17 protein-coding genes are annotated in these 26779 nt (G+C 54.1%); 12 read left to right on the top strand and 5 right to left on the bottom strand.

The features are described 5' to 3' along the window. Nucleotides 1-15: 15 nt before the first annotated feature. Together ACT3RR_RS13730 and leuO are read right to left on the bottom strand one after the other, a co-directional pair. Nucleotides 16-1812, bottom strand: coding sequence for an AMP-dependent synthetase/ligase (locus tag ACT3RR_RS13730; RefSeq protein WP_496200520.1), 1797 nt, complete (start codon nt 1810-1812; stop codon nt 16-18). A gap of 356 nt (nt 1813-2168) precedes the next feature. Then, nucleotides 2169-3113, bottom strand: coding sequence for a transcriptional regulator LeuO (gene leuO, locus ACT3RR_RS13725; RefSeq protein WP_496200558.1), 945 nt, complete (start codon nt 3111-3113; stop codon nt 2169-2171). Between the two features lie 722 nt (nt 3114-3835). Here leuO and leuA point away from each other — a divergent pair. The 4 genes from leuA to leuD are packed head-to-tail and all read left to right on the top strand — an operon-like array spanning nt 3836 to nt 8516. Beyond that, nucleotides 3836-5407 (top strand): 2-isopropylmalate synthase, encoded by a 1572-nt coding sequence (leuA, locus tag ACT3RR_RS13720; protein WP_353500986.1) that lies wholly within the window; start codon nt 3836-3838, stop codon nt 5405-5407. A 2-nt stretch (nt 5408-5409) separates the two neighbouring features. Continuing rightward, nucleotides 5410-6501, top strand: coding sequence for a 3-isopropylmalate dehydrogenase (gene leuB, locus ACT3RR_RS13715; RefSeq protein WP_353500985.1), 1092 nt, complete (start codon nt 5410-5412; stop codon nt 6499-6501). 1 nt (nt 6502) lies between these two features. Beyond that, nucleotides 6503-7903, top strand: coding sequence for a 3-isopropylmalate dehydratase large subunit (gene leuC / locus ACT3RR_RS13710; protein ID WP_185688581.1), 1401 nt, complete (start codon nt 6503-6505; stop codon nt 7901-7903). Between the two features lie 7 nt (nt 7904-7910). Continuing rightward, nucleotides 7911-8516: a 3-isopropylmalate dehydratase small subunit gene (gene leuD / locus ACT3RR_RS13705; RefSeq protein ID WP_353503896.1), complete on the top strand. Its 606-nt coding sequence runs from the start codon at nt 7911-7913 to the stop codon at nt 8514-8516. Between the two features lie 64 nt (nt 8517-8580). On the opposite strand, the gene ACT3RR_RS13700 is transcribed toward leuD, so the two are convergent. Next, entirely contained in the window at nt 8581-9744 is a 1164-nt protein-coding gene (locus tag ACT3RR_RS13700; RefSeq protein ID WP_496200519.1) for an MFS transporter, read from the bottom strand. Nucleotides 9745-9901: 157 nt separating this feature from the next. Beyond that, nucleotides 9902-10081 carry a glucose uptake inhibitor SgrT gene (gene sgrT / locus ACT3RR_RS13695; RefSeq protein ID WP_496200518.1) on the bottom strand — a complete coding sequence of 60 codons (180 nt, stop codon included), beginning with the start codon at nt 10079-10081 and terminating at the stop codon, nt 9902-9904. 103 nt (nt 10082-10184) lie between these two features. On the opposite strand from sgrT, the gene sgrR reads away from it, so the two are divergent. From sgrR to thiQ, 4 genes are all read left to right on the top strand, one after another. Continuing rightward, nucleotides 10185-11846, top strand: coding sequence for an HTH-type transcriptional regulator SgrR (gene sgrR, locus ACT3RR_RS13690; protein ID WP_496200517.1), 1662 nt, complete (start codon nt 10185-10187; stop codon nt 11844-11846). A 322-nt stretch (nt 11847-12168) separates the two neighbouring features. After that, on the top strand, nt 12169-13152 hold the full coding sequence (thiB, locus tag ACT3RR_RS13685; protein WP_485903086.1) for a thiamine ABC transporter substrate binding subunit: 984 nt from the start codon (nt 12169-12171) through the stop codon (nt 13150-13152). Beyond that, nucleotides 13128-14738: a thiamine/thiamine pyrophosphate ABC transporter permease ThiP gene (gene thiP, locus ACT3RR_RS13680; protein ID WP_496200516.1), complete on the top strand. Its 1611-nt coding sequence runs from the start codon at nt 13128-13130 to the stop codon at nt 14736-14738. The genes thiB and thiP overlap by 25 nt, the downstream gene beginning before the upstream one ends. Next, nucleotides 14722-15423, top strand: a complete 702-nt coding sequence (thiQ, locus tag ACT3RR_RS13675; RefSeq protein WP_496200515.1) for a thiamine ABC transporter ATP-binding protein ThiQ — start codon at nt 14722-14724, stop codon at nt 15421-15423. Before thiP ends, thiQ begins: the two co-directional genes overlap by 17 nt. 7 nt (nt 15424-15430) lie before the next feature. Here the strand turns inward: thiQ and ACT3RR_RS13670 are convergent, their stop codons facing one another. After that, entirely contained in the window at nt 15431-16198 is a 768-nt protein-coding gene (locus ACT3RR_RS13670) for a DedA family protein (RefSeq protein WP_185688587.1), read from the bottom strand. Between the two features lie 314 nt (nt 16199-16512). Here ACT3RR_RS13670 and ACT3RR_RS13665 point away from each other — a divergent pair, with 314 nt between their 5' ends. From ACT3RR_RS13665 to ACT3RR_RS13650, 4 genes are all read left to right on the top strand, one after another. Further along, the gene (locus ACT3RR_RS13665; RefSeq protein ID WP_496200557.1) at nt 16513-18909 is read left to right on the top strand and encodes a DNA polymerase II; all 2397 of its coding nucleotides are present in this window, start codon (nt 16513-16515) and stop codon (nt 18907-18909) included. 195 nt (nt 18910-19104) lie between these two features. After that, a complete protein-coding gene (gene rapA, locus ACT3RR_RS13660; RefSeq protein ID WP_496200514.1) occupies nt 19105-22002 on the top strand; it encodes an RNA polymerase-associated protein RapA in 2898 nt (965 codons plus the stop codon). A gap of 66 nt (nt 22003-22068) precedes the next feature. Then, a complete protein-coding gene (gene rluA, locus ACT3RR_RS13655; protein WP_496200513.1) occupies nt 22069-22770 on the top strand; it encodes a bifunctional tRNA pseudouridine(32) synthase/23S rRNA pseudouridine(746) synthase RluA in 702 nt (233 codons plus the stop codon). A gap of 231 nt (nt 22771-23001) precedes the next feature. Next, entirely contained in the window at nt 23002-26739 is a 3738-nt protein-coding gene (locus ACT3RR_RS13650; RefSeq protein ID WP_496200512.1) for a S6 family peptidase, read from the top strand. Nucleotides 26740-26779 lie beyond the last annotated feature (40 nt).

The following is a 26779-nucleotide window of genomic DNA, read 5'->3' as shown; positions in this document are numbered from 1 at the left end:
GCCAGAAGTGTGACCCTAGTCACAATAGAAGGCATCAATCTCTTTTTTATAGCGCTCGGCGATAATCTTGCGGCGAATTTTCAGCGTAGGGGTCAGCTCACCCGCCTCCATGGTGAAGGGCGTGGTCAGCAGCGCGAACTTCTTCACCTGCTCATAACTTGCCAACTCGTGCTGGATCTGTCGAACGCGATAAGTGAAGAGCGACAGGATCTGCTCATTTTTCAACAGCCCTTCGCGGTTGAAGTAATCAATGTGGTGCGCCTGAGCATATTCACTCAGCGCGTTGAAGTCGGGAACAATCAGCGCCGAGACAAAATGCTTGGCATCGGCAATCACCGCCGCCTGCTCAATATAACGGTCCTGCACCAAAGTTCCCTCAATGCGCTGTGGAGCAATGTATTTGCCGCCCGAGGTTTTCATCAGATCTTTTAGGCGTTCTGTAACAAACAGGTTGCCCTGCTCATCCATTTTCCCCGCGTCGCCGGTTTTAAACCAGCCGTCGGCTGTAAAGCTCGCCGCCGTCTCTCCCGGCTTATTAAAGTAGCCGCGCAGCAGAGTCGGCCCGCGAACCTGAATCTCATTCTCTTCGCCAATGCGAATTTCCACCTTGGGCAGCGCCGTGCCTACTGAGCCAAACTGGAAATCGTTCTCCTCCCAGCAACTGACCGTGGCGCAGGTCTCGGTCAGGCCGTAGCCATATTTGATCTTCAGACCAATGGACTCGAAAAACAGGATCACATTGTCATCTAAGCTTGCTCCGGCGGCGGGCAGGAAACGCACATTGCCGCCGAGCAGGCCGCGTAGCTTGCTCAGCACCAGTTTGTCCGCCAGCGCGAACTGGCTTTTTTGCCACCATGACTGCGATTCGTGCTTTCTGGCAGCCAAAAACTTCTCTCGCCCTTGGGCCATCGCCCAGTGAAACAGCTTTTTCTTCACCAGCCCGGAGTGCGACACGCTCTGATTAATGGCGCTAAAAACCTTTTCGTAGAAGCGCGGAACGGCGCACATCACGGTAGGTTTGACAGCAGACAGCGCCTCGCGAACTAAATCCGTCTGGCGCAGATAAACATTCTGCGCGCCGCTGTGCATCACAAAGAAGCTCCACGCGCGTTCGAAAACGTGGGCCAGCGGCAGGAAACAGAGCGAGATATCGTCCCGAGTAAGGCTGAGGCGGTGGTCATGCTGCTGCAGCTGGGTGGCGATGCTGAGGTAGTCGAGCATCACCCCTTTTGGCTCGCCGGTGGTACCCGACGTATAAATCAGGGTAAACAGATCTTCAAGTCTGCGCTGCGCCAGGCGCTGTTCAAGGCTTGCGCGCGAACTCGGGTCGGGCGTTTCAAGCCAGCTAACGTGGCGAGCAATGGGCGCGTCGCGCAGATTCACTGACTCATCCAGCACCAGAATATGCTCCAGCTGCGGGCAAAGCGCCTGTAAAGCCAGCGCGGCGTCGAACTGACTTTGCTCGAGCACAAACAAAATGCGAATGCCGGCATCATTAACCACATAGGCCGACTGCGCCGGGGTGTTGGTTGCGTAAAGAGGAACGGTGATCGCCCGAATTTGCAACAGCGCCAAATCAGCCTGCGTCCACGCCATGGCGTTACTGCCGCAAAGCGCCACCCTCTCCTGCACCTCGACGCCCAAACGCAATAAGATGCCGGAAAGCCGGTCTATCTTCTCACCGGCTTCACGCCAGGTGAGGGAGTGCTCTTTTTCCGGCGACCATTCCCGAAAAGCAATGTTGTCAGGCTGCGATGAAAGTTGGTATTGAAAGCGTGAAACCAGATGGAAGTCAGTAAGAGTTGTCGTCATAACCCGCAAACCTGAAAGATGAAGAGACAGTAAGCGGCAGTGGCCACCAGTGGGGCATAAAAATTGCTTACCGTTATTAACAATTCGCGCAGTCTACCGAGGGATGGTCAGCAGACAAACAAATTATTATTCAAGAATGGCAGGGAAATGAGAAATGACCAAAAGCGGTGAAAGAAAATGTTACCAATTATGCAGGTGAAAAGACGCCAGCAACCGCCACTTTCCACACAGAGTAAAAAACTATGTCGGGAAACAAAACCAGTGATTGCATCTATGCTGAAGGGGGAGGAACCCGCGTTTTTTGAAATAAAACAGGGTGAGTCGGTTTCCTCCCTGAACCCGCACTGGCTTAGGGGCTATAGGGCGGCGCTCTCTTCTAGAAGAGTTTTTAGCCACATATTCCCTTTGTCTTTACTGGATGATTCGTGCCAGGACAAATAGCAAGGCAGTTTATTCTTCAACCATGGCACAGGGATAATATTGAGATTTAAAATTCCCGCATTTGCATGAGCTAACCAACTTGGTACCAAGGCAACCATTTGGGTGCGGGCAACAACATTCATCACGCTATTAAGGTCAGTTCCCTGAAACGCAATTAAAGACTGTATTTCAGAAGAGTCATAATAAGGTAAATAGAATGAGTGGCGATCTAACATAACCACCGCATGTTGTTCACGGAGATATCTTTCGTCAGGCATGTGCGGGCTAATTCGCGGGTGGTTCTGCGCGCAAACTAAAACCAGCTCATCAGTGAATAATTCCTGATTACAAAAATCGCTGCCCTCAAAGCGGCGATAGCTAATAACAAATTCGATATTTTGATAACGCAGCTGATGCTCAATATTATCTGGGACTATCGTCTGGAATTTGATCCCCACGGAGGAGGTGACATCCTCAAGACTGTTGAGAATATTCGCGGTAAGTCTGATATCCAGAGGGCTACAGAGCGCGACGTTAAATTGGCGGTTACTGGTTCTGACGTCAAAACCTGCGCCCGGCAGCTCATTCATGACAATTTGCAATGCCTGGCGAATAGGGCCAAAAAGTTGTTTCGCTCGCGTCGTCGGCTGAATACCTCTTCCGTACCGAACAAAGAGATCGTCATTGAACATAATCTTTAAACGCGACACCGCGTTACTTACCGCAGGCTGTGACATCCCCAGCAACTCAGAGGCGCGGGTAATATTCTGTAACTGCATCACAGCATCAAATACGGTGAGTAAATTAAGGTCTGCGTTACGCAAACTTCCTGCGGCATTGGTGGTATCTTGTTGCTCGTCGATTAAATTAACAGCCATAATTCCCCCGAAGTCTTTTAAAATAAAAAATCAATAATTACTTGTTTTTAAGCTTTGCTTATTAACCAGAATAACGACAATAAAACAGGCGTCTTTATAAGGGGAATGATTATAAAAATGCCAATACCTTATGAAGACTCAAGTGATATTAAAAATGAATTAATTTCTATCATTCATTATTTAAATCGAATGATATAAAACTACAAAATAGATATCCTCACAATATACGAAAATAGAATTATTAATTAAGTAATTCGCAACAAGACCCAACCCTATGATTTTCAGTTAAAATAGCCTAAAAACGCGCGCTTAATCAGTTAAGAAAGCCGGATATTGGCCATTTGGTTGAAAATCAGCGTGTCAAAATCGATTACTTCGGCCAATAAGTATTTAGCAGAACTTTTCACCAAATGAGAGTTAATCTCATCCATTGCTAATTAAATAGTGAAGCTATTCCAACGGTTGACACGCCACGCACATTCACGTATCAATTTAGGCAACGGTTAAAACAACCTCCGATTCAACACGAAATTTAAGAGAAGCTGAAACCCATGTTCACTACTACTCGTCTACTAGGCCTACTACTCAACGCAGAAATCTTGCGCGGTATGCCAGTGGGCGAAAATCAGAACTGATTTCAACTTCCACAGACACTAAACCCGCGCCGATGCGCGGGTTTTTTTTTACCTCCACGGCGTGAAAGTAAAACAGACAAGGAATCTACCATGAGCGAACAAGTCATTATTTTCGATACCACGCTGCGTGACGGTGAACAGGCGTTACAAGCCAGCCTGAGCGTCAAAGATAAGTTGCAGATTGCGATTGCGCTGGAAAGAATGGGCGTCGACGTAATGGAAGTCGGCTTCCCAGTTTCGTCTCCGGGCGACTTCGAATCTGTGCAGACCATTGCTCGCCAAATCAAAAACAGCCGCGTTTGTGGTCTGGCACGCTGCGTTGATGGGGATATCGATGCCGCCGCTGAAGCGTTGCGCGTCGCCGAAGCCTTCCGTATCCACGTCTTCTTGGCTACCTCTACCCTGCACATCGAATCAAAATTAAAGCGCTCCTTCGACCAAGTGTTGGACATGGCGGTTCACTCGGTGAAACGTGCACGTAACTATACCGATGACGTTGAATTCTCTTGTGAAGATGCGGGCCGTACGCCACTGGATAACCTGTGCCGCGTCGTGGAAGCCGCCATCAAGGCCGGTGCTACCACCATCAACATTCCTGACACCGTGGGTTACACCACGCCAACCCAGTTCGGCGGCATCATTACTAATTTGTATGAGCGCGTGCCAAACATTGATAAAGCCATTATTTCAGTACACTGCCACGATGACTTGGGCATGGCCGTCGGCAACTCCATCGCGGCAATTCAGGCCGGTGCGCGTCAGGTGGAAGGCACATTAAACGGTATCGGTGAGCGCGCAGGTAACACCGCGCTGGAAGAAGTGATTATGGCTATCCGCACTCGCTCCGAGTACATGAATGTCCATACCAATATCAATCACAAAGAAATTTACCGCACCAGCCAGATTGTCAGCCAAATCACCAACATGCCAATCCCAGGCAACAAAGCGATTGTTGGCTCTAACGCCTTCGCCCACTCCTCCGGTATTCATCAGGACGGCGTGCTGAAAAACCGCGAAAACTACGAAATCATGACCCCAGAGTCTATCGGTCTGAACCAAATTCAGTTGAACCTGACTTCACGCTCCGGGCGCGCCGCGGTCAAACACCGTATGGAAGAGATGGGCTATCAAGAAGCCGACTATAATTTGGATCATCTGTACTCCGCATTCTTGAAGCTGGCGGATAAAAAAGGTCAGGTTTTTGACTACGACTTAGAAGCGCTGGTGTTCATCAATAAACAGCAAGAAGAGCCTGAGTTCTACCGTCTGGACAACTTCAGCGTGCAGTCAGGTTCCAGCATCACCGCCGCCGCCTCTGTAAATCTGGCCTGTGGCGAAGAAATTAAAACCGAAGCCGCGACAGGTAACGGCCCGGTGGACGCGGTCTATCAGGCAATCAACCGTATTACCGGCTACCAGATCGAACTGGTCAAATATCAACTGACTGCCAAAGGCCATGGCCGTGATGCTTTAGGCCAAGTGGACGTAGTGGTTTCCTTTAATGGACGCCGTTTCCACGGTGTAGGTCTGGCGACCGACATCGTTGAATCCTCCGCGAAAGCGATGGTCCACGTATTGAACAGCATTTGGCGCAGCAAGCAGGTAGAAATTGAAAAACAGCGCCTGCAAACCGAAAAACAAAACAATCAGGAAACGGTGTGAACATGAGCAAGACCCATCATATTGCCGTCTTACCCGGCGACGGCATTGGCCCGGAAGTAATGCAGCAGGCGTATAAAGTGTTGGACGCGGTACGTCAGCGCTTTGGCCTGAAAATCAGTACCAGCGAATACGACGTTGGCGGCGCAGCTATCGACAAGCACGGCAGCCCATTGCCACCGGCCACCGTTGCCGGTTGTGAGCAAGCGGACGCTATCTTGTTCGGCTCAGTGGGTGGCCCGAAATGGGAACACCTGCCACCAAACGATCAGCCAGAGCGCGGCGCGTTATTGCCGCTGCGTAAGCACTTCAAGCTGTTCAGCAACCTGCGCCCTGCTCGCCTGTATCAAGGTTTGGAAGAGTTCTGCCCGCTGCGTGCCGACATCGCCGCAAAAGGTTTCGACATTCTGTGCGTGCGCGAACTGACTGGCGGCATCTACTTCGGTCAGCCTAAAGGTCGCGAAGGCCAAGGCATGCACGAAAAAGCCTTCGATACCGAAGTTTATTATCGTTTCGAAATCGAGCGTATTGCCCGCATCGCCTTTGAATCTGCCCGCAAACGCCGCAGCAAAGTGACGTCAATTGATAAAGCTAACGTGCTGCAAACCTCCATTATGTGGCGCGAAGTGGTTAACGAAATCGCCAAAGATTACCCGGACGTCAGTCTGAGCCACATGTACATCGACAACGCTACCATGCAGCTGATCAAAGACCCGTCGCAGTTCGACGTGCTGCTGTGCTCCAACTTGTTCGGCGATATCTTGTCTGACGAGTGCGCGATGATCACCGGCTCCATGGGCATGTTGCCATCAGCCAGCATGAACGAGCAGGCCTTCGGCTTGTTCGAACCGGCTGGCGGCTCTGCGCCAGATATCGCGGGCAAAAACATCGCTAACCCGATTGCGCAAATCCTCTCCGCAGCCCTGCTGCTGCGCTACAGCCTCGGTGCTGACGACGCGGCGGACGCTATCGAGCAAGCAGTAAACAAAGCATTAGAGGCAGGCCATCGCACAGGCGATTTGGCCAACAGCGGTAACGCAATTGGTACCAACGAAATGGGCGACATTATTGCCCGCTTCGTGGCAGAAGGGGCATAACATGGCGAAGACTTTATATCAGAAATTGTTTGATGCGCACGTGGTGTACGAAGCGCCAAACGAAACTCCATTGCTGTATATCGACCGTCATTTGGTGCACGAAGTGACCTCCCCGCAGGCGTTCGACGGCCTGCGTGCCAAGGGCCGTCAGGTGCGCCAGCCGGGCAAAACCTTCGCCACCATGGACCACAACGTTTCGACGCAGACCAAAGACATCAATGCCAGCGGCGAAATGGCCCGCATCCAGATGCAGGAACTGATCAAGAACTGTGCTGAGTTCGGCGTACAGCTGTATGACCTGAATCACCCGTTCCAGGGCATCGTCCACGTCATCGGCCCAGAGCAAGGCATGACGTTGCCGGGCATGACCATCGTGTGCGGCGACTCCCACACCGCCACGCACGGCGCTTTCGGCTCATTGGCCTTCGGTATCGGCACCTCTGAAGTTGAACACGTTTTGGCGACGCAAACCCTGAAGCAGGGCCGTGCGAAAACCATGAAAATCGAAGTGACTGGCGACGCTCCGGCAGGCATCACCGCCAAAGACATCGTGCTGGCCGTCATTGGTAAAACCGGCAGCGCGGGCGGCACTGGCCACGTGGTCGAGTTCTGCGGTAAAGCGATTGAAGCCTTGAGCATGGAAGGTCGTATGACCCTGTGCAACATGGCTATTGAAATGGGCGCTAAAGCGGGCTTGGTTGCCGCCGATGAAACCACCTTCGCTTACTTGAAAGGCCGCCAGTTTGCGCCAAAAGGCCAAGACTGGGATGAAGCCGTGGCTTACTGGAAGACGCTGAAAACCGACGAAAACGCCACGTTCGACACCACTGTCACCCTGAACGCAGCGGATATCGCGCCTCAGGTTACTTGGGGCACCAACCCAGGCCAGGTGATGGCGGTGAATCAGGTTATCCCTAACCCATCCTCTTTCAGCGACCCGGTAGAACGCGCGTCAGCTGAAAAAGCGTTGGCTTATATGGACTTGCAGCCGGGCATTAAGTTGACCGACGTCTCCATCGACAAAGTGTTTATCGGCTCTTGCACTAACTCACGTATTGAAGATTTACGCGCAGCTGCGGCCATTGCCAAAGGCCGTAAAGTCGCCAGCGGCGTGCAGGCTATCGTGGTGCCAGGCTCTGGCCCGGTGAAAGCGCAGGCAGAAGAAGAAGGTTTGGATAAGATCTTCATCGAAGCCGGTTTCGAATGGCGTTTGCCGGGCTGCTCAATGTGCCTGGCGATGAACAATGACCGTCTGAATCCGGGCGAGCGTTGTGCTTCCACCAGCAACCGTAACTTCGAAGGTCGTCAGGGCCGCGGTGGTCGTACTCATCTGGTAAGCCCGGCAATGGCAGCTGCCGCCGCGGTCACTGGCCGTTTCGCTGATATTCGTGAACTGAACTAAGGAATCCATCATGACTAAATTCACCCAACATACTGGTCTGGTGGTTCCGCTGGATGCGGCTAACGTCGATACCGATGCCATCATTCCTAAGCAGTTTTTGCAGAAAGTGACCCGTACCGGTTTCGGCCAGCACCTCTTCAACGACTGGCGTTTCTTGGACGACGCAGGGCAGCAGCCTAACCCTGATTTCGTGCTGAATAAGCCGCGTTACAAAGGGGCGAGCATCCTGCTGGCGCGTGAAAACTTCGGCTGCGGCTCATCTCGTGAGCACGCTCCTTGGGCGCTGACTGACTACGGTTTCCACGCCGTGATCGCCCCAAGCTTTGCCGATATTTTCTACGGTAACTCGTTCAACAACCAGCTGCTGCCTATCACCCTGAGCGATGAGCAAGTGGATGAGTTGTTCAAACTGGTTGAAGCTAACGAAGGCATCACGTTCGAGGTGGATCTGGAAAAACAGGTAGTCAACGCCGGTGGCAAAAGCTACGCGTTTGAAATCGACAGTTTCCGCCGTCACTGCATGATCAATGGTTTAGACAGCATTGGACTGACCTTGCAACACGAAGCAAATATCTCCACTTACGAGAACAAGCAGCCCGCATTCATGAAGTAATGGCTGAGCCGTTTGATAAAAAAACCCGCGAATTTCGCGGGTTTTTTATTGCCGCTGACTCAGCTCACACGTCTTTGACTCTCCACATCAGGCCAAGCGCCAGTAGGGATAACAGGGTGATCGCCCAATAGACCGGATAATGGCCGAAGTTCTCGACGATAGTGCCTTGCAGCAGCCCGGCGAAAATCACGCCGGTCGAAATACTATTGGTAAACAGCGTGGTCGCTGAACCTGCGCGGCCGGGCATTAGATCTTGGAAATAGAGCATGCCGATGCCCGCAATAATGCCGATGAATATCGCATTGAACAGTTGCAGCAGGATCAGCGCGGTTTTCGACTCAAACAGCACCAGCCCGGCATAGAACAGCACGCCGTTGACGGCGGCAAACAGCATCAGGCGGCGCTTGCCCCAGCGTTTCACTAAAGCGCCCGCAATCAGCATCGCCGGGATCTCAATCCCCGCCGCCGTGCCCATCAGCAGCCCGGCTAAGCCTTCTGGCAGACCCAGATCGCGCGCGATATACAGCGGCATATCAATCACATACATCAGATTGCAGGTCCACATCAATAACGACGCGAAAAACAGCAGCCTGACATCCCGATTGCGCCACGCGCTCACCGCCACCTCGGCATTATCCACCGACTGCTCCACGCGCGGCACCGACGGTAAAAACAGCCAAATCATCAGGATGCTGGCGACATACACCGCCGCCGCGCTGAGATACATCAGCGTGAAGCCGTAATTCAGCGCCAACATAAAGGAGAGCGGCGGGCCGAGCACCCAGGCCAGCGACAGCATGGCGCGCATGGTCGAGCTAAACATTACCACTTCGCTGGCGGAGCGATCCGCGTGCTCGCGGGCCAGCGCAAACAGCTGCGGCATCGAAGTATTGGCAATCGCCGCCAGCAGCACGCCGACGGTGATCAGCACTAAATAGTCGCGGCTAAAGGCAAAAACCAGCGCGTTGCCCACCGCCATCACGCAGCAAAGTAGCAGCAGCTTTCGGCGGTCCCCCTTCTTATCCGAGCGATTGGCCAGCAGGAAGCTGACGGCAATGCCCGCGATGGCATTCACCGTATAAAACAGCCCAACCCACATCGGCCTGACCTTCACTTCATTGGTCAAAAACAGGCTTAGAGTAGGTGCCTGTAACGCCCCGGCAATGCCACACAGCAGGGAAACGGTCAGAAAAGTGGCATAGATTGAATTGATACGACGCGTAAGCATGAGCCATCCCAAGGTGGTCGAAGGCGGGTAAACAACTCCCAGTGTAGCTGCGTTTTAAAATAAAAAAACCAGTGAGTTACCTCACTGGCTGGTGACAATACACCATTACTCAGAAATCGTTTTAGCCAGCCTGAAGCCGCTTAAGTTCAGGCCCGGCTTAGGTATGTTTGCGGTACTGCTCGTCGCTCATCTCGTCGATATCCCACTGCATTAGCTGAGTCAGCGTGGCAACGCGATACTCTTGCGGCACCCAGTTCAACCACTCGGCTGGCGCGCTTTTTGGAGCGACCGCGCGGAAATAGCGCTTGAAAAAATCTCGATTTAGAAGACCTTGCATGCTGACCTCCGGGGTATGTGCATCACGCCTTTGTTGCTAAACAGTATCGGAGTAATATGAGGAAAGATAAATTGATGAAAACAGCACTTGGAGTTCCTCTTTTATGTCATCACCGCGTTTGCAACAGCAGTTCATTCGCCTCTGGCAAAGCTGCCACGGGGAAGAGACGCACACCACTTTGCAGGCGCTTTCCGTGGTGATGAACTGCTCGCGCCGCCATATGCGATCCTTGCTCACTACCATGCAGGAGCAGGGTTGGATCAACTGGCAGGCCGAGGCCGGTCGCGGAAAACGATCTACACTGAGCTTTCTCTATACCGGACTGGCACTCCAGCAACAGCGGGCCGAAGAGCTATTAGAAGAGGATAAAATCGATCAGCTGGTGCAGCTGGTCGGCGACAAAAAGGCCGTGCGCCAGATGCTGATTTCTCAGCTGGGCCGCAGCTTTCGTCAGGGGAAACATATCCTGCGCGTGCTCTACTATCGCCCGCTGCTCAATCTGCTGCCCGGCACCATGCTGCGTCGTTCAGAAACCCATATCGCCCGGCAAATCTTCAGCGGCCTGACGCGCATAAATGAGGAAAACGGGGAACTGGAAGGCGATTTAGCTCACCACTGGCAGCAGATCTCCCCGCTGCACTGGCGTTTTTATCTGCGCCCGGCCATTCACTTCCACCACGGCCGCGAGCTGAACATGGCGGATATCATCAGCAGCTTTGCGCGGCTGAGCACCCATCCGCTGTTTGCCCACTTTTCATCAGTGACGTCGCCGACGCCCAACGTCATCGACATCTATCTCAGCTCGACCGACAAGTGGCTGCCGTGGCTGCTGGGCAACGTTCACGCCATGATTTTGCCGCAAGAGTGGGCGTCGATGCCGGACTTTGCCCGTCACCCTGTCGGCACCGGCCCCTACGCCGTGGTGCTCAACCAAAACACCCAGCTGCGCATTCGCGCCTTTGACGAGTATTTTGGCTTTCGCGCGCTGATTGATGAAGTCAATATTTGGGTTCTGCCGGAACTCACCGAGGACTTGGTGCATTCCGGCGTCCAGCTGCAAGCCGACGAATCTGGCGACAGCGAGCCGGAAAGCCGCCTCGAGGAAGGCTGTTATTTCCTGCTTTATGACCAGCGTTCGCCAATCGGCAGTGATGAAGCCAGCCGCCTGTGGCTCAGCGAGTTACTCAGCCCGATTGCCCTGCTCAACGCCACCGAGACCATTTACCAGCGCTACTGGGCACCCGCCTTTGGCCTGCTGCCGCGCTGGCACCACCTGCAGACCCACCTTCCGCATCCCAAGCCCGCCCACCTGCGGGAGATAACCCTGACTTACTACAGCGAGCACTCGGAGCATCAGGCAATCAGCAAGGCCATTACGCCTCTGCTGGCGGCGCACGGGGTGAAGCTCAACATTCAGGTGGTGGATTACGCCAGTTGGCACAGAGGGGAAGCGAAAAGCGATGTTTGGCTGGGCAGCGCCAACTTCACCCTGCCCCTTGAGTTTTCGCTGTTTGCTACCCTGCTTGAGCTGCCGTTGATCAACTACTGCATGGATTGCGACCTGAAATCCGACGGCGCAAAGTGGCGCGCCGGACAGTTGAACATGGCGGAGTGGGCGCAAAAGTTGGTGGAGAATAACCATCTGCATCCGCTGTTCCATCACTGGCTGGTGCTACAGGGACAGCGCAGCATGCGCGGGGTGCGCATGAACACCCTCGGCTGGTTCGACTTTAAATCCGCCTGGTTCGCGCCGCCGGACAGTTAATGCTTCTTCCACAAGCCGCGCGAAGTCTCTAGAATGGCAATCGTTCTCAACGGGGTGCCTGAAGTTCATTGTTTTATGAACTCTATTTAAACGCCGCGAGCGAGTGTTCAGCGGGTGAAGTCCAGCGCACAGCCAGCGCAGCGTACTCAAGTACGTGAGCAAGGCGAGCACTGCACGACACCCGATCAACACCCGCGCAGCAAGTTTAAAGGCTGAGATTTGATACCCGTCGAACCTGATCCGGTTAACCCCGGCGGAGGGATTTGAGACTGCACCTGCTTACTCAAAATCCTTTGCCCCTTTTCTTTTATGGAGTGCAAAGTTGAAGAAATTACTGCCTTTCCTGCTGCTGTTGAGCGCCCCGGCCTTCGCCGCCAAGCCTGTCCTCACCGTTTACACCTACGACTCTTTCGCTGCTGACTGGGGCCCCGGCCCGGCGATTAAAAAAGCCTTTGAAGCTGACTGCGGCTGCGAACTGAAATATGTCGCGCTGGAAGATGGCGTCTCGCTGCTCAATCGCTTACGGATGGAAGGCAAAAACAGTCAGGCCGACGTGGTAGTCGGGCTGGATAACAACCTGCTGCAAGCCGCGGAGCAAACCGGCCTGTTCGCCAAAGCCCCGGCTACCGACGCCAAGCTCGATATTCCGGGTGGCTGGAACAACTCAACCTTCGTGCCTTACGATTACGGCTACTTCGCCTTCGTCTATGACAAGAACAAACTGAAGAACCCGCCGAAAAGTCTCGATGAGCTGATCAACAGCCCGCAGAACTGGAAAGTGATTTACGAAGACCCGCGCACCAGCACGCCGGGCCTCGGCCTGCTGCTGTGGATGCAGAAAGTCTATGGCGACAAAGCGCCGCAAGAGTGGCAGAAGCTGGCGAAGAAAACCGTCACCGTCACCAAGGGCTGGAGCGAAGCTTACGGGCTGTTCCTGAAAGGGGAAAGTGATCTGGTGCTGAGCTACACCACCTCTCCGGCTTATCACATCATTGAAGAGAAGAAAGACAACTACGCCGCCGCAAACTTCAGCGAAGGCCACTATATGCAGGTTGAAGTAGCCGGGCAGTTGGCCGCCAGCAAACAGCCGGAACTGGCAACGAAATTCATCAAATTCGTCACCAGCGCGGGCTTCCAGAACGCCATCCCGACCGGCAACTGGATGTACCCGGTGGTCAAATCCGAGCTGCCTGCCGCCTTTGGTCAGCTGACCGTACCGAGCAAATCCCTGCAATACAGCGCGCAAGACGTCGCTGATCACCGCAGTCAATGGATTCAGGCATGGCAAACCGCCGTCAGCCGCTAATCCCCCACTGGCTATGGCCGGGCATGGTCGCCGCCCTGAGTATTTTAGCGGTGGCCGTGCTGGCTCTGGGTTCCCTGTGGCGTCATGCGCCACAGTTAGCTGGCCCCTCGCTGTGGCAAGACGCCTATCTGTGGCATGTCATTCGCTTCACCTTCTGGCAGGCGCTGCTGTCGGCGCTGTTCTCCGTGCTGCCCGCGATTCTGCTGGCGCGCGCCCTGTTCCGCCGCCGCTTTCCCGGCCGCCAAATCCTGCTGCGCCTGTGCGCCATGACCTTAGTGCTGCCGGTGCTGGTGGCGGTGTTCGGCATTCTCAGCGTCTATGGCCGCCAGGGCTGGCTGGCCCAGCTCTGCCAATGGTTGGGCGTGGATTACACCTTCTCGCCCTATGGGCTGAAAGGCATTTTGCTGGCTCACATCTTCTTTAACCTGCCGCTGGCCGCCCGCCTGCTGCTTCAGGCGCTGGAAAACATCGCTACCGAGCAGCGCCAGCTTGCCGCCCAGCTCGGCATGAACGCATGGCAGCAGTTCCGTTTTGTCGAATGGCCCGCGCTGCGCCGCCAGATCCTGCCCGTCGCCGCGCTGATCTTTATGCTGTGCTTCGCCAGCTTTGCTACCGTGCTCTCCTTGGGCGGCGGCCCGCAGGCCACCACCATCGAGCTGGCGATTTATCAGGCCCTGAGTTACGACTATGAACTAACCCGCGCCGCCAGTCTGGCGCTGATTCAGCTGGTGTGCTGTCTCGGGCTGGTGATGCTAAGCCAGCAGCTCAGCCGCGCGCTGCCTGTCGGTCATACCCACGCGCAAAAATGGTATGACCCCAACGACTCGCTGCTGCGCCGGGGCTGCGACGCCCTGCTGATCGCCCTCGCGCTGCTGCTTATTCTCCCTCCGCTGCTGGCGGTAGTGGTTGATGGTGCCAACCGCGCCGTGCTCAGCGTGCTTCAACAACCGGCGCTGTGGCAGGCTCTTTGGACCTCGCTGCGCATCGCGGCGGGCAGCGGATCGCTCTGCGTGATCCTGACCATGATGCTGCTGTGGAGCAACCGCGAGCTGAGACTTCGCCAGCGCAGCGGCTGGGCGCAGGCGCTGGATATCAGCGGCATGCTGATTCTGGCGATGCCCGGCATCGTGCTGGCGACCGGCTTCTTCTTACTGCTCAGCGACACCATCGGTCTGCCGCAATCGCCATGGTCGCTAGTTATCATGACCAACGCGCTAATGGCGGTGCCCTATGCCATGAAGGTGCTGGATAACCCGATGCGTGACGTCGCCGAACGCTACAGCCTGCTCTGTTTGTCTCTGGATATGCGCGGCTGGCGTCGACTGCGCTGGGTGGAATTCAGCGCGCTGAAACGCCCTTTAACCCAGGCGCTGGCCTTCTCTTGCGTGCTTTCCCTCGGGGATTTCGGCGTCATTGCGCTGTTTGGCAATGAGAATTTCCGCACGCTGCCTTTCTACCTTTATCAGCAGATTGGCTCTTATCGCAGTCAGGACGGCGCGGTGACCGCGCTGCTATTGCTGCTGCTATGCTTCTTGCTGTTCACCCTGATTGAACGTTTACCGGGCCGCCATGCTGACGCTAAATAAACTGACTTACCTGTATGAACACCTGCCGATGCGCTTTGATTTACAGATTGAGGCGGGAGAGCGCGTCGCCATTCTGGGGCCAAGTGGCGCGGGGAAAAGCACCCTGCTCAGCCTGACGGCGGGCTTTTTGGCGGCGACCAGCGGGAAGATTCTGCTTAATGATCAAGACCATAGCCAAACGCCACCGGCCAAGCGCCCGGTCTCCATGCTGTTTCAGGAGAACAACCTGTTCTCCCATCTGACCGTGCGCCAGAACATGGGGCTGGGGCTGCATCCGGGGTTGAAACTAAGCGCCGCGCAGCAGCAAGAATTGTTGGAAATCGCCCGGCAGGTGGGGCTTGAGGATTGTCTGGATCGCCAGCCTTCGCAGCTTTCCGGCGGGCAGCGCCAGCGCGTGGCTTTGGCGAGATGCCTGTTACGCAGCCAGCCTATTTTGCTGCTGGATGAGCCATTTTCTGCCCTCGACCCGGCCTTGCGCAGTGAGATGCTCAATTTGCTGGATAAGGTCTGCTCGGAGCGCAGTCTGACGCTGCTGATGGTGTCGCACAATCTGGATGATGCGGTTCGGGTGGCGCAACGCACGCTGCTGATTGTCGACGGCCGCATCTACTATGACGGCCCGACGCAGGATCTGGTGGAAGGCAGTGCAGCAGAAGCCCAGATCTTGGGCATTCCGCTGCGCTGAGAGAGGGTTAACGGGTGATCACTTTCCACAGCAGATGCCCATAAACCGGCATTAAGGGCTGCTTGCTCAACATCACAAAGCAGACCGCTGTGCCGATCACGCCAAGCACGGAGAGCACGCGCACTCGCGCCAAAGGCAGCCAGCGCGCCATAGCGTCGCCGCTGTTTTTATCTGAACGGAACCACCGCCACAGTAACCACGCCGTCAGCCACAACAAGGCGGCAGAGCCCAGCAGCAGCCACTTGAACACCGTGCTGTTATGCCCGGCGGGGATATCAATCGCCACGCCCGCCAAAATGCCCGGCAGGAAGTAGACCGGCGGCCAGGTGATGCAGCCGACGATATTCGGCGGCGCAAATTTATACGGCGGCAGGCTGAGCATACCGGCGACCATCGGCACCAGTGGGCGAGTCGGCCCAATAAAGCGGCCAATAATGACCGTCGCGAAGCTGTGCCGGTCGAGCGCGCTGCCGGTTTTGTCGAGCAGTGCCTGATAGCGTTGCAGGAACTTCCAGTTATGCAGCGGCCCCTTGAAGCGACGGCCGATGAAATAGGAGGCCCAGTCGCCCACGAAACAGCCCAGCCCTGCGGCCAGCCAGGCTTCGTACAGGCCAACCTGTCCACTGCCAATCAGGGTGCCCAGAGTGGCCATCATGACGGTGCCGGGAAGGATCAACCCGACCAGCGCCAGCGATTCAAAAAACGCCACCACCGCAACGATAATCAGTGCAATTCCCACCGACTGCGCGACGAGATGCTGTAAATAGGCTTCCATAAAATCCCAGTGTTATGTGCGTCTTGCATGGCCAAATCAATGGCTGACTATCCCTGCAATATCAGGTAAATGACTGAATACTTTATAAATGAAAAACATTCACAAAATGCATTTCAGTCCAGTAATTCATAAGTGTAGCTTTATAAAACATTACGCGGCTGAATTGTCAGCGCAGGGCGAAAGTGAGTCAACCGGCGAATTGTATGCATATTTGCCTAAATGCGCCTTAAACCCGCGCCGATGGACAAGAACTGTATAAATAACCATACTATATTGCTCTACCCTGCTTTTTTACTCGACCCAATGAGGCGCTTATCAACGCACCCACTTCGCACGCTTCGACGCTCACCTCGCCACGTCAGGGGTTTGTGTTAACCCGACACTGGCGCGACACCCCGCGCGGCACGGAGGTGGAGCTATGGCTAGCGACCGACAGCGGCCCCCAGCGCGTGCGTTTGCCTTTGCAGGAGTCGGTGGCTTTTCTGCCGGTCGAGCAACAAGAGCAGGCCGAACGACTACTGGTCGGTGAGAAAGGCTACAGCTTGCGCGAGCTGCCTTTGCAGGATTTCCAATCTCGCCCGGTCCTTGGGCTGTATTGCACTCAGCACCGCCAGCTAATGCGGCTGGAAAAACTGCTTAAAGAAGGGGGAGTCACCCTGTTCGAAGCAGATATTCGCCCGCCCGAGCGCTATTTAATGGAGCGCTTCATCACCGCGCCGGTGTGGTTCAGCGGCCAGCAGAGTGGCGACAATCTGCTGGTTGAAACCCGCATAAAGCCCGCCGAAGCCTATCGTCCGCCGCTAAAGCTCTGCTCGCTGGACATTGAAACCAGCGGCAACGGCGAGCTTTACTGTATCGGCCTTGAGGGCTGCGGCCAGCGCCACGTCTACATGCTCGGGCCGCCGAACGGTGACCCAGACACTCCGCGCGACTTCATTCTGGAGTATGTCGACAGCCGCCCGAAGCTGCTGGAAAAACTCAATGAGTGGCTGGCGGCCTACGACCCTGACGTCATTATCGGCTGGAATGTGGTGCAGTTTGACCTGCGCGTGTTGCAAAGACACGCCGAGCGCTACCATATTCCACTGCGTTTTGGCCGCGACGGCAGCGACCTAGAATGGCGCGAGCACGGCTTCAAACAGGGGCATTTCTTTGCTGCGGCCGCCGGGCGTTTGATCATTGACGGCATTGAAGCACTGAAATCGGCTTTCTGGAACTTCTCTTCGTTCAGTTTGGAAAACGTCTCGCAAACTTTGCTTGGCGAAGGGAAAGCCAGTGACAGCCCTTACCAGCGGCTGGCCGAGATTGAACAGCGTTTTCGCGAAAATAAGCCCGCGCTGGCCCACTACAACCTGAAAGACTGCGAGCTGGTGACGCGCATTTTTGCCAAAACCGAGCTGATGCCCTTCCTGCTCGAGCGCGCCTCAGTGACCGGGCTGGCGGTCGATCGCCACGGCGGCTCGGTCGCCGCTTTTACCCACCTTTATTTACCGCGCATGCATCGCATCGGCTATGTCGCGCCGAATATGGGCGAGCGCGAAGGGGAAATGAGCCCCGGCGGCTTTGTCATGGACTCCCGCCCTGGCCTGTATGACTCCGTGCTGGTGCTCGACTACAAAAGCCTTTACCCGTCGATTATCCGCACCTTCCTGATTGACCCCGTCGGGCTGGTCGCGGGCTTGCAGCAGCCCGACGAGCAACACGCCGTGCCGGGCTATCGCGGTGCGTACTTCTCCCGCGAGAAGCACTGCCTGCCGGAGATCGTGCGGCAAATCTGGCAAGGGCGCGAAACCGCCAAGCAGCAAAATAACAAGCCGCTGTCGCAGGCGTTGAAAATCATCATGAACGCCTTTTATGGCGTGCTGGGTTCCAGCGGCTGTCGCTTCTTCGACCCAAGGCTGGCGTCATCCATCACTCTGCGCGGCCACGACATCATGCGCCAGACTCGCGAACTGATTGAAGCTGAAGGCTTTCAGGTGATTTATGGCGATACCGATTCCACTTTTGTCTGGCTAAATAAAGCCCACTCTGAAGAGGAGGCCGGTGCCATTGGCCGCCGCCTGGTTGAGCAGGTGAATGCCTGGTGGAAGGCCCATCTTCAGCAAGAATATGGGCTGGAAAGCGCGCTGGAGCTAGAGTTTGAAACCCACTTCAAACGCTTCTTGATGCCGACCATTCGCGGCTCCGACCAGGGCAGTAAAAAGCGCTATGCCGGATTAACCCAAGGGCCGGACGGCGAACACATCATCTATAAAGGTTTGGAAACGGTACGCACCGACTGGACGCCGCTGGCGCAAGATTTCCAGCAGGCGCTGTATCAGCGTATTTTCCATAATCAGCCCTATCAGGACTATGTGCGGGATTACGTGGCAAGCACGCTGGCGGGCGAGTTCGACAGCCGGCTGGTTTATCGCAAACGCCTGCGCCGCAAACTCAGCGACTACGAGCGCAATGTGCCGCCGCACGTCCGTGCTGCAAGGCTGGCCGACGAGTATAATTTGGCCCAAGGCCGCGCACAGCAGTATCAAAACGGCGGCTGGATAAGCTATGTCATGACCACTTCCGGGCCGGAGCCGCTGGAGAATCTGCATTCGCCGATTGATTACGACCACTATATTGAGCGCCAGCTCGAGCCGGTGGCCGACGGCATTCTGCCCTTCCTGCATGATGACTTTGCTACACTTATCACTGGCCAGATGGGTTTGTTTTAAATCAGGCGCGCGGGTCTGTTTAGTAAAGATGTATCGTGACGTAAGGGCCGCCTTCTATTACCATAGCGCCCTTTCCCGAATCTGAACCACCCCCATAAAATTAACCATTCCGCGCCACTGGCGAGGAAAGCAAGCTATTACTAAAAATCAGGGCGCAGTAAAGCCGTTCATAACAGACAGACACAGAGAGAGATTATGCCGTTTACATTGGGTCAACGCTGGATAAGCGACACGGAAAGCGAATTAGGATTAGGGACCGTCGTCGCGATTGATACGCGCATGGTAACCCTGCTTTTCCCCGCCACTGGTGAAAACCGACTGTATGCTCGTAATGATTCCCCAATCACCCGCGTGATGTTTAACACCGGGGACACCATCAGTAGCCATGAAGGATGGCAGCTACTGGTTGAAGAAGTGGTTGAAGATAAAGGGCTGCTGACCTACATCGGTACGCGTACCGACACGGAAGAGACGGGCGTCGCGATGCGCGAAGTGCTGCTCGACAGCAAGCTGACCTTCAGTAAGCCTCAAGACCGACTGTTCGCTGGTCAAATCGACCGCATGGACCGTTTCGCCCTGCGCTTCCGCGCCCGTAAATACCAGCGCGAACAGTTTCGTCTGGAGTTCGGCGGCCTGCGCGGTATGCGTGCCAGCCTGATCCCGCACCAGTTGCACATTGCTTATGAAGTGGGCCAGCGCCACGCTCCGCGCGTGCTGTTAGCCGACGAAGTGGGTCTGGGTAAAACTATCGAAGCCGGGATGATTATCCACCAGCAATTACTTTCTGGTCGCGCTGAACGCGTGCTGATCGTGGTGCCGGAAACCCTGCAACACCAGTGGCTGGTCGAGATGCTGCGCCGCTTCAACCTGCGCTTCTCGCTGTTTGATGACGATCGCTACGCCGAGTCGGTCCATGAAGCCACTAACCCGTTTGAAACCGAGCAGTTGGTTATCTGTTCGCTGGACTTCGTGCGCCGCAATAAGTCTCGCCTGGAGCAGTTGTCCGAAGCAGAGTGGGACATGCTGGTAGTCGACGAAGCGCACCACTTGGTGTGGAGCGAAGACGCGCCGAGCCGCGAATATCAGGTTATCGAGCAGCTTTCTCAGCAGATCCCAAGCGTGCTGTTGCTTACCGCAACCCCCGAGCAACTGGGCCAGCAGAGCCACTTTGCCCGCCTGCGCCTGCTCGACCCGGATCGTTTCCACGATTACGAAGAATTCATTGAAGAGCAGCAGCAGTATCAGCCGGTGGCTGACGCCGTGACCCTGCTGCTCAACCAAGAGCAATTAACGCCGGAAGCACTGGCGCTGCTGGGCGAACGCGTGGGCAATGCCGACGTCGACACCCTGCTGGCCGCCGCCAACGCCGGTGATGAAGCCGCCGCCAAGAAGCTAGTCGCGATGCTGATGGACCGCCACGGCACCAGCCGCGTGCTGTTCCGTAACACCCGTAATGGCGTGAAAGGCTTCCCCGAGCGCCACCTGCACGCGGTGAAACTCCCTCTGCCAACGCAGTACCAGACGGCGATTAAGGTGTCCGGCATCATGGGCGCCAAGAAAACGGTAGAAGCGCGCGCTTACGACATGCTCTACCCGGAGCAGATTTATCAGGAGTTCGAAGGCGACAACGCCACCTGGTGGAACTTCGACCCGCGCGTGGAGTGGCTGTTGGGCTACCTGACGGCCAACCGTGACGAAAAAGTGCTGGTGATCTGCGCCAAAGCCGCCACCGCGCTGCAACTGGAGCAGGTGCTGCGCGAGCGAGAAGCCATTCGCGCCGCCGTGTTCCACGAAGGTTTGTCGATTATTGAGCGTGACCGCGCGGCGGCCTACTTCGCTTCTCAGGAAGATGGCGCGCAGGTGCTGCTCTGTTCTGAAATCGGCTCCGAAGGGCGTAACTTCCAGTTCGCCAGCAAAATGGTGATGTTCGATCTGCCCTTTAACCCGGACCTGCTGGAGCAGCGTATTGGCCGTCTGGACCGTATCGGTCAGCAGAATAACATCGACATCATGGTGCCTTACCTCGAGCAGACCGCGCAGTCGGTGCTGGTGCGTTGGTTCCATGAAGGTCTGGACGCTTTCGAGCACACCTGCCCGACCGGCCGCACCATTTACGACAGCGCCTATGAGCAGCTGATTGCTTTCCTGGCGACGCCAAACGAGCAAGAAGGGTTGAACGAGTTTATTGCTGAATGCCGCAGTAAGCACGACGCCCTGAAGCTGGCGCTGGAAAACGGCCGCGACCGCCTGCTGGAGATGCACTCCAACGGCGGCGAACCGGCGCAGCAGCTGGCAAAAGAGATCGGCGAGCAGGATAACGACGTCAATCTGGTGAACTTCGCGCTGAACCTGTTCGACATCGTGGGGATCAATCAGGAAGACCGCAGCGATAACCTGATCGTGCTGACGCCGTCGGATCACATGCTGGTGCCGGACTTCCCTGGCCTGCCGGAAGATGGCTGCACCGTGACCTTCGACCGTGAGCAGGCGCTGTCCCGCGAAGACACGCAGTTCATCAGTTGGGAACATCCGATCATTCGCAATGGTCTGGATCTTATCCTGTCAGGCGATACCGGCAGCTGCGCGGTGTCTATCCTGAAGAATAAGGCGCTGCCGGTCGGCACGCTGCTGGCCGAGCTGGTGTATGTGGTGGAGTGTCAGGCACCGAAGCACCTGCAATTAACCCGCTTCTTGCCACCGACGCCGGTTCGCATGTTGATGGACCGTAAAGGCACCAATCTGGCGGCTCAGGTTGAATTCGAAAGCTTCAACCGCCAGTTAAATGCCATTAACCGTCACAACTCCAGCAAGCTGGTCAACGCGGTACAGGCTGATGTCCACGCCATGCTGCAACAGGCTGAGCCGCAGATTGCCGAAGAAGCCCGCACGCTGATTGAAGCCGCCAAGGTCGAAGCCGACGTGCAGCTGAACCAAGAGCTGGCGCGCCTGAAGTCGCTGAAAGAGGTTAACCCAAACATTCGTGATGACGAGCTGGAAGCGATAGAATCGAACCGCCAACAGGTTCTGGCTAACCTGAACGATGCCAGCTGGCGTCTGGATGCAATCCGCTTGGTGGTGGTTAGCCACCAGTAATGCCAGCCAAGAGGCAGGTGCCCCCTGCCTCTTCCCTTTTCATGACAGTAGATAATTGAAACCGCGATGAGTGAAAATCAATCCACATCCTACATCCCTTCCAATACCAAGCCGCTGGAGGATTACCACCCGCCGAAGGATCCTTGGTTACAGGTGATTTTTCAGGATAAGCACATCATGGTGGTCAATAAGCCAAGCGGCCTGCTGTCCGTTCCCGGCAAGCTGGCTGAGCATCACGACAGCCTGATGACCCGCATTCAGCAAGAGTTTCCCGAAGCCGAGTCGGTGCATCGCCTGGATATGTCCACCAGCGGCGTGATTGTGGTGGCGTTAACCAAGGAAGCCGAGCGCGAGCTGAAACGCCAGTTCCGCGAGCGCGAGACCAAAAAAGTCTATATCGCCCGCGTCTGGGGCCGGGTGGAAGAGGATTACGGCATTATCGATTTGCCGCTGATTTGTGATTACCCGAATCGCCCGAAACAGAAGGTGTGTCACGAAACCGGAAAAAAAGCCCTCACCCAGTATGAAGTGATGTCCTGGGACGATGACGGCACCACGCGCGTTAAGCTACGCCCGATCACCGGCCGCTCGCACCAGTTGCGCGTTCACCTGCTGGCTATTGGTCATCCGATCCTTGGCGATAAGTTCTATGCGCCGCCCGAGGCAATGGCCGTGGTCAATCGCCTGCAGCTGCACGCGCAGGAGTTGTCGTTTTACCATCCGATCACCGATACGCCGCTGGTCTTCAACTGCGAGCCGGATTTCTAATAAGATGAAGAACACATTACTCAGAAACAGAATAAGTAATGTGTGATTCTGTATTTTATATTTAACTAATTAATCATTCTACTCCCATAATAAACAACCCCGTGTTTGGGGATGTAAATCAATATATTCTCTCTAAGTAACCGGTAATAGAATCTGGATTATCTCTATATTAATTAGATAGTTTCAAATTAAACATTGACCGGAATTATAATTATTTAGGGAAATATGAATATGACATGGAAACCAAAGTTACTAAGTAGCTTAATTGCCTTGGCTCTTTTTGATGTTGACGCGGCCGTCATGCGAGAAGATGTCTCGGTACAGGATTACCGCGATTTTGCTGAAAATCTTGGCAAGTACAGTCCAGGGAAGGAAGGCGTTGAAGTTTTAAAGAAGGATGGCACGCCGGCGGGAAAGCTAAACTTCCCTATTCCCGATTTTAGCGCCATTGATAGTAATGGGATAGCCACACTGACGCACCCTTCTTATATTGCCAGCGTGGCGCATAATGGGGGATATCAAAGTGTTAATTTCGGTAATAAGGCCAAGTACAATACTGAGTATCAGATAATTAACCGCAACGATGACCCGGCATATAAAACAAATAATAAGGATTTTCATCTTCCACGTCTTAATAAAGTAGTTACCGAAACTGCACCGATGCCAATTGCCGACCCTAACGATGTTAAAAACGACAGCGAGCGATACCAATATTTCGCACGAGCGGGTACGGGTACTCAATATCAAATCGACCCGGTGACAAAAGAGAAAAAATGGCTTTCAGGAGCTTATAGCTGGAAAACCGGCGGCACCATAACCAATCCGACTTTCCAAAATGGTCATTTAACGTGGAAAAACTATGGTCCAAACGATCCTCGGGTCGAACCTTTTAGTAGTGGTATTCAGCCTGGGGACAGCGGAAGCCCGCTCTATGTCTACGATAATAAAGAAAAAATCTGGAAGTTAATCGGTGTGTCGCCTTGGGTAGGTGGCAATGGCCCCTATAACTTAGAAAGTTACACACTCTATATGCAGCAATCATTCATGAACAGTGTACTTGCCAAAAATACAGATCCAGATGTCACTGACAGTACTGGCATGGGTGATATCCACTGGACTAAGGCAAGCATCAGTCAAGGCAATAATAGTTGGCAATGGCATGGCGTCGACGCGATCCTGCCCTATCTGGCTAGCAATGCTCAACTTGATGCCAGTAAAGACCTGAGATTTGCAGGGGATGGAGGCCGGATCGTTCTGGAAGACTCTATCAACCATGGCGCAGCAAAATTAAGGTTCTCCAACAACTACCAAGTCGACTCTGCTCCAGGAAAAAATAGTACCTGGGTCGGCGGGGGGATTGAAATCGACGCTGAAAAAACGGTCGATTGGCGAGTCAATGGCCTACTAGGCGATAACCTGCATAAAATTGGTAAAGGCACCCTGCACGTTAATGGTATTGGAAATAACGAGGGTGGGTTAAACGTCGGCGATGGCTTGGTTATTCTGAACCAGCGGGTAAATGCTCGGGGGCAGCAGCAGGCTTTTTCCAGTGTGACGCTAGTCAGTGGCCGCCCGACTGTGCGTATTGAAGGCCAGAATCAAATTGAAAGCAACAGAATCAATTTCGGTTATCGCGGCGGCACACTGGATGTTAACGGGCATGACTTTGCCTTTAAAACCATTAATCATAATGATAATGGCGCTAAAATCCTTAACAGTCATCCAAACAAGCTCAGCACTCTGCGTTTTAACAATTTGAATAATCAGAGGTTTATCGGTCACCTCGGTAGTGAAGAAACACGCTTTAATCTAGATATCGACTATTCACCTGAGTCAGCTCTCCATAGCTGGGAACTTGCGGGCGGCGCAGAGCTAAATAAATTATCTGTCAATCGAGGCACCTTTATTCTGAGTGGCAGACCGACACCCCATGCCGGAGGTGTGGTAGTCGATAATGACTGGATCGATGAAACCTACAGCTTTAACAACATCGATGTGGCAAGTTTTTCAACGCTTCGGGTGAGTGAACATGCGTCATTAACTGCGAAGGTAAAACTTAATGAACGCGCCCGCATGGTGCTTAACAGCAAATCACACCTGAAAGGCGAAGTGGATTTAACATCAGGTAGTTTGATTAGTGTTGACCAAAAAGTTGAGAGCACAACCAGTACTGACGGCGGGAATGATGTAGTTATTGATGCTGAAATCCGCGGTGATGGGAAACTGGTGAAAGGCGGGCCAGGCACCCTGTATTTCAACAGCTTTAGTCCCTTTACTGGCTCCACGGACATCAACGGCGGTTCGCTCGTACTCAATGGTTCGCTGCACTCTACTTTGACGATGGGAGATAACACCCAACTCTACGGTAGTGGCACCTTATTCTCTGACCTTATCTTTAAAGACAATGTGCGATGGGCACCTAGCAGGACGGCCACGAGTGATGGTTATAACTTCAACCCTGCGGTGCAGAGAATTAACGGCAATCTCACTACAGGCAATAATACGCTTCTCAGCCTACGTACCCATTTAGATAGACAGTCTGCACAAACCGACAAACTGCTGATAAAAGGCGATGTGATCACCAAAGAGCCTATTTCAGTGCGAATTTCGCTATCGGGAAACGGGCTGCTGACTGACTTTCATAATCTGGGTCATGCGGATAATGATGAAGGCTTGTCGCTTATCCAGGTAGCTGGCCAGGCATCGAAAAACAGCTTTAAACTGGCTCAAGGCTATGTCGCACGCGGAGCCTATGCCTATGGTCTATACGCGTTTGCACCTGGGAAGAGTTCAGCAAAGCAACGTGAAGTTGAAGGTTTCGGTAACCAGTATTGGGATTATCGTCTGCAAAACACCCTGCTGAGCGAAGGAGAAAATGCGATCCCTCAGAACGAGGCTTATTGGGATGAGAGGCCTGCGCCGGAACCAAGTAACGGTTTGATTGAGGAACTAGCTCTAAAATCTGGCAACGATGGCAGCAGGCTAGCAAAACAAAATTCATCAAAAGCCTCTCGGAAAGCCGTGACGCCGCAGATCCCATCATATCTTTCACTGTCATCTGCCATTTTGAACTACAGTTCGCGGCTGAATGAAACCTTCCGCAATCAGGTTCTGGCGACTCAAGATACTAAGCTGAACATTTTCTTCCAGTATCTTAACGGAGAAGACAAATATCATTCTTCGCTAGGCTTTATGAATTATGGCTACGACTATACGCAGAAACAGAGTGGTTGGCTGCTGGGTGGAAAAGCCCTGCACTTAGCAAATGATACTCACTCGTTGGACATTAATCTCGGTCTCTCCAACACCCAGCTTGATGTCACACCGCAGGCTGCTGACGGAAATAGCAAAATCCAGTACACAGCTTGGGGTATCTCATCTTTGGCTTCTTATGAACACAACAGTGGCATCACGGTTGACCTCAGTGCTGATATTGCGAAGTACGACGGTAATGTTTCTACCGATCTACGCGGTGGTGACGTAGCTGATATTCATGCAAAATCAATCGGCGCTACGCTGGATGTAGGTCGTAAATTTAAGCTTGGTAATCATCAGCTCACTCCTCTGGTCGGCGTGGGTATCCAGCATCTGCAAATCGATGATGTGACTGACGTCGATAACACTAAGGTGGATTATAACGACATAAATCGCCCTACCATTCGCACTGGGCTACGTTATCGTTACAACTGGGATACCTCAAAAACCGGAAAATGGGCGTTGATAGCTAATACCACCTTTATTAAGGATCTCAGTAGTGATGCAACGCTGGATATCGGCAGTACCTTCAATAGTCGCACTAATAGCTTCATCAGCGGCTCAACCGGTAGCTCTGGGATGATCGATGTGGGGATTATTAATAATCCTGTCGCCAACATCTCACTGAATGCCGGTGTGCAGTATCAGCGCAGATTGGATAACGAAGGTGTGAATTACTGGCAAGGGGTTGCGGGGGTTAAGATTAGCTTCTAATAATTAGAAAGCTGGGAAGTAAAAAAGGCACCTTTTTAGG

The organism is Ewingella sp. AOP8-B2-18 (assembly GCF_052376015.1).
GTDB lineage: Bacteria > Pseudomonadota > Gammaproteobacteria > Enterobacterales > Enterobacteriaceae > Ewingella > Ewingella allii.
Note: the sequence above shows the minus strand (reverse complement) of the source record. Positions and strands in the feature narration are given on the sequence as shown.

Coding starts and splice junctions, on each gene's coding strand:
- ACT3RR_RS13730 (WP_496200520.1), bottom strand. CDS start 1,812: ATGACGACAACTCTTACTGACTTCCATCTGGTTTCACGCTTTCAATAC.
- leuA (WP_353500986.1), top strand. CDS start 3,836: ATGAGCGAACAAGTCATTATTTTCGATACCACGCTGCGTGACGGTGAA.
- leuB (WP_353500985.1), top strand. CDS start 5,410: ATGAGCAAGACCCATCATATTGCCGTCTTACCCGGCGACGGCATTGGC.
- leuC (WP_185688581.1), top strand. CDS start 6,503: ATGGCGAAGACTTTATATCAGAAATTGTTTGATGCGCACGTGGTGTAC.
- ACT3RR_RS13700 (WP_496200519.1), bottom strand. CDS start 9,744: ATGCTTACGCGTCGTATCAATTCAATCTATGCCACTTTTCTGACCGTT.
- sgrT (WP_496200518.1), bottom strand. CDS start 10,081: ATGCAAGGTCTTCTAAATCGAGATTTTTTCAAGCGCTATTTCCGCGCG.
- sgrR (WP_496200517.1), top strand. CDS start 10,185: ATGTCATCACCGCGTTTGCAACAGCAGTTCATTCGCCTCTGGCAAAGC.
- thiP (WP_496200516.1), top strand. CDS start 13,128: ATGGCAAACCGCCGTCAGCCGCTAATCCCCCACTGGCTATGGCCGGGC.
- thiQ (WP_496200515.1), top strand. CDS start 14,722: ATGCTGACGCTAAATAAACTGACTTACCTGTATGAACACCTGCCGATG.
- ACT3RR_RS13670 (WP_185688587.1), bottom strand. CDS start 16,198: ATGGAAGCCTATTTACAGCATCTCGTCGCGCAGTCGGTGGGAATTGCA.
- rapA (WP_496200514.1), top strand. CDS start 19,105: ATGCCGTTTACATTGGGTCAACGCTGGATAAGCGACACGGAAAGCGAA.
- rluA (WP_496200513.1), top strand. CDS start 22,069: ATGAGTGAAAATCAATCCACATCCTACATCCCTTCCAATACCAAGCCG.
- ACT3RR_RS13650 (WP_496200512.1), top strand. CDS start 23,002: ATGACATGGAAACCAAAGTTACTAAGTAGCTTAATTGCCTTGGCTCTT.